Genomic DNA, 6,000 nt, shown 5'->3' with positions numbered 1-6,000 from the left:
GCTCTTCACGCCCAAAGAATGCGCAAGCTACTTGGCAAACTCAGGATATGCACGAACCTAACTTCATCACGCTCTAGGAGCAGCCGCCACAGGAATACGAGGACATCTGTTCAAGAGTGGCAATCTCGTAGATTTGTCCGCCCATTGCTGCGAACGAAAGCTTGGGCCCTTCAGCGAGCCGACGCATTGTCCGTCCATACGAACACGTCAGCGCAGATCGCCGTGCCCTTCAACGCGCCCAACAGGCAAAGCGGGTTCTTCAAGCTCGGCTAGACCTACAGGTGCTGCCGGAACGGATACGTCAAAACTCCACGGATCTGAAGGCATCAAAAGTCTTTCAGACTGTCTCGCATCCATTCCAAAGCAAAACGATGGCCACGGCTGCTGACCGCAGCGCCGTAGCCCAACAGCAGGAATAAGGGGGTCTCGCGGCTGATTCGCCTATGCGCAAGGCTCAGAATGGTGGCGAAAGCGACGCCCGCTAGCACGAACCGGGCCTCCGGGTTGATCCGTCCGAGCCAATACATTCGAGCGCCGATACATTGCGCAATTAGGATCACGAACGGCACGCCGGCGAGCGGACCGAACTCGACGGCGACCTGCAGCGGCGCGCTATGGACCTGCGTTCCTCGAATGCACGACATCGTCGGGAAGCGCTCAAAGCCGATACCGAACAAGTCACCCCTCGCCAGCAGCCGGAGCGCATCGATATAGAGCTGCTTGCGGATGTCGATCGAGTTTCGAGTGTCGACCGACGCGCATCCTGGGCCCAAGGACGTTGTGGTGCTCTCGATGGCATGATGAACGAAGAGCTTAGTTGTTCCCCAACGCGCCGCGGTGCCGGCGAAGCCCGCGGTCGGGAGGGCGCCCAGAATCACGAGGATGTAGAGTTGTTGTCGCGGCTGGTTTGCAATACCGACCGCAACCAACTCGCTACGGCAATCGCGACGAACGTAAACCTCACCTGGCAAGCTGCGAAGACGAATGCGGGCATCGCCGACAGTGCAGCGACGAGAACTGCTCCGCGCCAGGTCAGTCTCCAGGCAGTCACAGACAGCAGCAGAAAACCTAATAGCATCGTGAACTGGGCTGGCGCAGCATCATAGAGGCCGAACACCACCACTTTCGGGTGGTCCGGATCACTCCATTGCTCGATCAGCGAAGGAATTGTTGCCAGCGTACCTGCCGCCACAACCGCTGCGATGAGAAGGATAAAGCTGCCCGACAACAGCTTCGCCCGATACAGCCGCGCCGCCGGATACGCGGCGAGCGTGAGCGTCAGGAGATAGAATTCCTTCCGATCGGGGCCGATTTCATTCAACGCCAGAGAAGCGCCTACGGCCAGCAGCAGGCAGCAATAGATCACATCGCGCGCATCGATCTCGAACTCACGCCATCGGCCGAGCGCGAGCAGAGCTATCGTCGATCCGACCATCAGAAAGCCGGTGAACCATGAGCCGGTCGCGAACCATCCGTGCGCGAGGACCGCAAGTGGACTGGCGGCAAAGAGGACGGCAAAGAGAAGCAACGCGAATTGCTGCGAGGCAAAGTCGCTTCGCCTCGCCAAGAACAGGCGTATGGCCTGGAACATGGATGCGCTTCCCCAGCCGATCACCGCAGTCGACTAGCATCGTGGCCATCCAGTAAACAATTCTTTCCAGGTGAGAATCGTTCAAATATGCGGCACTGTCGCCTTGATCGGCCCAAGCTTGGGTGCACTCGGATTATGCGCAATTTCTGCGAATGCGTGCTCACGATCGATAGTTGAGAGATGGCCGACAACAAGAGCGGAGCGATGGCCGCAGAGCGTCTTCACGCTTTTTCGTGCATCGATTTGGAGCCATCTCGCGTGGAACTAGAGCTTTTCACCTTGATTGGTCGAGCTTTTTTCTATTATACGACACAGTCAGCGGTGGGCGGAGTACTAGGCAAATAGCGTCGCTCACGTGGTGCGTTTGAGTGCAAAAGAGGGGCGAGCATCCTAAATGAAGGTGACGCAAGGCGAGGGGTCGGCACCGTTTATCCATTCGACCGCGGTGGTTGAGGAGGGGGCTAAGGTCGGTGACTTTACCAAGGTCTGGTACTTCGCGCATGTCGCGCCAGGCGCGGTGATCGGCGAGAACTGCAGCCTCGGCCAGAACACCTATGTCGAACGCAACGCCATCGTCGGTCACGCGTGCCGGCTTGGCAATTCGGTCTCGATCTTCTCGCATGTTGAGCTCGAGGATTTCGTGTTCTGTGCGCCATACATGGTGTTCACCCACATCTCTTTTCCCCGTGCCGCGATCAATCGCCACGCTGTCTTCAAGAAGACGCTGGTAAAAACTGGGACGACCTTAGGGGCGAATTCTACGGTCGTTCCCGATATTACGTGTGGCGTCGGCACCTTTCTTGCTGCAGGCGCAACGCTGACCAAGAGCTCGAAAGACTGGTCGATGATGGTGGGAACGCCGGCTCGCCAGGTCGGCTGGGTGAGTGCGTTCGGGGAGAAGATCGATCTGCCACTATCTGGTTGTGGCGAATGGCGCTGTAAGCACACGGACGACCTCTACGTCTTGGATGGCGCAGAGCTAATACGGCATCCAGGTCCCAAGGACATTCTCAAGTACGAGCCTGGACGACGATTGGTGCGGATGGAGGTCCGGTGATTTCCAGCCGCTTACTGCCGATCCAAGTCTAAGAGTGGCGCCAGGAACTGCGCGAGGTTGCCCCCCACGAATAAGTGTCCCCTTATTCCCGCCAAGCGGGCAGCGTCCAGATCAGTTGGATTGTCGCCGACTAGAATACTGCGGGAGACATCCACTGGAAACCGCTTCAACAGGTCGGTGATCATACCCGCGCCGGGTTTGCGTCTATCGCTCGTTCGACGGTACTTCTCCACTGTACCTTCGGGATGATAGGGGCAATACTCAAATGCATCTATATGAGCACCAGTCTTTGCCAGCTCCGCTGCCATCCAATCATGTAGCGCATTGACGTGAGCTTCTTCATACATTCCTCTGGCCACGCCTGATTGATTGGTGACCACGAAAGCAAAGTATCCGGCATCGTTGACCATTTTTATCGCCTCGCGCGCTCCCTCTATCCATCGTAGCTTGCCGATTTCAAACACGTACCCATTATCCTCATTGAGGACACCGTCGCGATCAAAGAAAACTGCTGGTCTCTTGCTCACCATATCATCCACCGTCGCAGGTTGCCGTTGCAGTATCACCTAAGAAGACCTCAGAATAGCGGGTAGGCTGTGGGCCTGGCGATGGAGCCAGTGCGGAGGTGAGTAGGTCTCGGCGGCCCCGCAAGGGATATTTGGCGTGACGCCGATTGTCGATCTCGCGGAGCAGCGATAACCGGCGGTTTTGCGCGGTGTTGAGTAAAGCTTCGAAGACCAAGAAAACCTCGCGCGCTTGCAGATAGACTTCGGCGTTGATGGCGGCCGGGTCATACCCGTACGTTGCAAGGCGCGCCTCGATCTCAGTTGCCGACCGCCGATCTGTCCGCCAAGCTTGCGCATTTTGCCGGATATGGCATGTCGCCGCCTCCTCAAGCTCAGGCGGAAGCCCCGCGAGATCGACGTGGCGGAGACTATGTTCGATCGCCGCTTGGCGATAATGGTCCAAAAGTTTGTGCCTCAACAGCCGGTAGCGTTGGATCTCCCAGGACAATTCAACCACATCGATCGCGAGTAGCCATTCGATGGCAGAGCGAGGCGCGATCTCCGCAAAAATCACACTGCGCATCACTTGGTACCTTTGAAGACTTTCGCCGGGGAGCAACAAGGGCGGGGGTAACAATGTTTCGAATTCGGGAGGCGGGACAACCGGCGCAGCGGCTTGGGGTCCATTGAACGGGACGTTCATCCTGCGACCGTCCCGGTGTTGAACTCGCCCAATGCATCCGCAGGCGTCACGACACTGCCATGGATCGGGCTTGCGTCCCACAGCTGCTTGGCGATCGGGAATGGGGCGATCTGCAGGTCAGCCCACCACGCCTTTTCGTTGCCGTGGCGGTGCAGATCTTGATGGTGAGCACGGCAGAGCGGGACCGTGAACTCATCGCTAACCTTGCGGCCCAAAGCTCTCGGCTGGGCGAACTTCAGATGGTGCGGGTCTGATGGGGTCTGCTTGCATACGAGGCAGGGCTGTCCTCCGACGAATGCCAAGTGTGCCTTGCTTCGCTTGCGGGTAGGCTCCTTGGGAAAGGCAAGGCCGACCGGCGGAGTTTCGGCATTGGCTGGAGGGAGGCGGCTTTCGGCTGCAGGAAGGCTGCTCTCGACGTTCGAAAGTGCAGCTTCTCCGAGCCTGCGCTGGTAGGCAGCCTCGACAGTTCGGGCGTCGGCCTCGAGTAAGGTATTCTTTCGAGGAAGGGCGTTCTTGGCCCACACGAGAAGGTCGCCTTCGTCGGTCAAGGAGTTGATCTCCTCCAGTATGTCGTCCCGCAGCTTGGCTGATTGTTGCGCGCCGAGCGTGGGAGGATGCTGCAGAACGCTCTTGCCTCGCTTGCCGCCGGTGCCATTGCCGGGTCGGGGTTCGGCGGGCGGTGAACCGACCAGGGTATCGGGCGCATCCAGATCGTCCTCCCCGGCGATGCCGACCAACGCAAACAGGGCGTACCGGCGAGCGTAGGTCAGCGCCGCTCCCATCCGGCGGGGGGCGTCGGTATCCTTGGCGGGGCATACGGGCCAGTCGGAGGAGATCCATTCACCGGAAGAATGGGCAAGCAAGGTGGTCAGATGGACCTGTCCCGTGCTCGCTTCAATCCGGGTGGTCTGGACGGCGGCGATCTCCTGCTGGCTTAAGGCCTTGCGCACGATGTCGAGCCCGCTCGCGAGTGATGCGTAGCGAAATGAGCGGTCCTCCTCGCGTGGAAACGGCGAACGGATGGTGGCAATCAGGGTCTTTTCAGGGTTGCTCAACTCCGCCTGCGCCTTGGCCAGCGCGGCGGCAATCGCGCCGATGCGCTCACTGGACCGATGCATCGGTGCTCTCCGTCTGAAGGGCATCGAAGCTGATGGCGCCTGACTTCGATCGCTTGGCCCGAATCCCGTGCCCGATGGCCTCCTTGGCGTCCTCAGGCACGAGCTTCTTCAGCTCTGCTTTGGCGATCTCGTGCTCTGCATGGGCATCCCGGGTTCTAAGGTACGTTGCCGCCAACTCCGCCCACAAATTGGAGGCGGCCATGTCCACGACCTTGACCGCTTCGAGTCGGGGGCGGGGCGTCTCGATCCCGAACAGGCGAGGAGGCTCCCCGGTTTGCACGCAGCGCCAGAATTTCTTCTCCGCCGTCAGAAGCAAATGTTGGTACAGCGGATCCGCGTGGAGCTTGATTTCGACCCACTTGCCGCCGCCTGTGACGATGGACAGCACGGCGGAGCGCGAGGCCATCACCCACATGTTGTGCTGGAGCTGCGCCATATGTTTCTCGGCAGCATCCGCCTCGGTGAAACTCCAAGGCAGCATGAACTTGGCCTCAAATATCGCGCCAGTTTCCTCGACCACGCCGTCCAGCGTTGCCGCCATCCATTTGTGGATGGGATGGCGTACGCGCTTTTGGACGTGCGTGACGGTTTGACCGCTATGGCGCTGGTACCAGGTCCGATTCAGCTCCTCGGTTGCGGTGCCGAGCTGGACAATGAGATTGTCAGAAAGGTCCTGGGGCTCGATTTCTCCGCGCTTCTCGCGCCAGAGGCGAACGAGATCGGCTTCGTCATCGCCCATGATGATGCGGGCGTCTGATCCGCCGATAAAATGGCGCCGGTCAGCTGGGTTGAACTTGATGAGCCGAAGCTCGGGTTGGGGGGCGCCGTCGGTTTGAACGCTACTCACCGGTATCTCCTGGTTAAGAACAGCGGCACTGGTCGCCGCACTGCCTTAAGCCCCGCAGTTGCGAGGTGAGATACCGGGACCGTTCGCGCGCCCGGCAGAATCAGTAACGCTCCATTTCCGAGCGAAGGCCAGTCCTTTCTGCAGCAAGATTCTTGCTCTTTTCCGCTGAGACCAGTGA

Annotated in this window: 7 protein-coding genes; 1 reads left to right on the top strand and 6 read right to left on the bottom strand. The window is 59.3% G+C overall.

Annotation, left to right across the window (positions count from 1 at the left end):
* Window positions 1-326 precede the first annotated feature (326 nt).
* Together AC5ZGW_RS30595 and AC5ZGW_RS30590 are read right to left on the bottom strand one after the other, a co-directional pair.
* The gene (locus tag AC5ZGW_RS30595) at window positions 327-929 is read right to left on the bottom strand and encodes a hypothetical protein (protein WP_130227094.1); all 603 of its coding nucleotides are present in this window, start codon (window positions 927-929) and stop codon (window positions 327-329) included.
* Window positions 875-1,591 carry a hypothetical protein gene (locus AC5ZGW_RS30590; protein WP_130227093.1) on the bottom strand — a complete coding sequence of 239 codons (717 nt, stop codon included), beginning with the start codon at window positions 1,589-1,591 and terminating at the stop codon, window positions 875-877. The genes AC5ZGW_RS30595 and AC5ZGW_RS30590 overlap by 55 nt, the downstream gene beginning before the upstream one ends.
* Window positions 1,592-1,985: 394 nt before the next feature.
* Here AC5ZGW_RS30590 and AC5ZGW_RS30585 point away from each other — a divergent pair, with 394 nt between their 5' ends.
* Window positions 1,986-2,648 carry an acyltransferase gene (locus AC5ZGW_RS30585; protein ID WP_130227092.1) on the top strand — a complete coding sequence of 221 codons (663 nt, stop codon included), beginning with the start codon at window positions 1,986-1,988 and terminating at the stop codon, window positions 2,646-2,648.
* A gap of 11 nt (window positions 2,649-2,659) precedes the next feature.
* On the opposite strand, the gene AC5ZGW_RS30580 is transcribed toward AC5ZGW_RS30585, so the two are convergent.
* The 4 genes from AC5ZGW_RS30580 to AC5ZGW_RS30565 all read right to left on the bottom strand — a co-directional run bounded on the left by AC5ZGW_RS30580 (window position 2,660) and on the right by AC5ZGW_RS30565 (window position 5,774).
* On the bottom strand, window positions 2,660-3,178 hold the full coding sequence (locus AC5ZGW_RS30580; protein ID WP_130227095.1) for a D-glycero-alpha-D-manno-heptose-1,7-bisphosphate 7-phosphatase: 519 nt from the start codon (window positions 3,176-3,178) through the stop codon (window positions 2,660-2,662).
* 1 nt (window position 3,179) lies between these two features.
* Window positions 3,180-3,737 carry a hypothetical protein gene (locus AC5ZGW_RS30575; protein WP_245474792.1) on the bottom strand — a complete coding sequence of 186 codons (558 nt, stop codon included), beginning with the start codon at window positions 3,735-3,737 and terminating at the stop codon, window positions 3,180-3,182.
* 116 nt (window positions 3,738-3,853) lie between these two features.
* Entirely contained in the window at window positions 3,854-4,975 is a 1,122-nt protein-coding gene (locus AC5ZGW_RS30570; RefSeq protein ID WP_130227091.1) for an ERF family protein, read from the bottom strand.
* On the bottom strand, window positions 4,959-5,774 hold the full coding sequence (locus AC5ZGW_RS30565) for a YqaJ viral recombinase family protein (RefSeq protein WP_496114010.1): 816 nt from the start codon (window positions 5,772-5,774) through the stop codon (window positions 4,959-4,961). Before AC5ZGW_RS30565 ends, AC5ZGW_RS30570 begins: the two co-directional genes overlap by 17 nt.
* Window positions 5,775-6,000: the final 226 nt, after the last annotated feature.

This window comes from Bradyrhizobium sp. Crot121 (assembly GCF_059512385.1).
This window is presented reverse-complemented; position numbering and strand designations above follow the sequence as displayed.

Excerpts from the sequence above, each read along its gene's own strand:
- AC5ZGW_RS30590 (WP_130227093.1), bottom strand. The coding sequence starts at position 1,591 with ATGTTCCAGGCCATACGCCTGTTCTTGGCGAGGCGAAGCGACTTTGCC.
- AC5ZGW_RS30570 (WP_130227091.1), bottom strand. The coding sequence starts at position 4,975 with ATGCATCGGTCCAGTGAGCGCATCGGCGCGATTGCCGCCGCGCTGGCC.
- AC5ZGW_RS30585 (WP_130227092.1), top strand. The coding sequence starts at position 1,986 with ATGAAGGTGACGCAAGGCGAGGGGTCGGCACCGTTTATCCATTCGACC.
- AC5ZGW_RS30580 (WP_130227095.1), bottom strand. The coding sequence starts at position 3,178 with ATGGTGAGCAAGAGACCAGCAGTTTTCTTTGATCGCGACGGTGTCCTC.
- AC5ZGW_RS30575 (WP_245474792.1), bottom strand. The coding sequence starts at position 3,737 with ATGCGCAGTGTGATTTTTGCGGAGATCGCGCCTCGCTCTGCCATCGAA.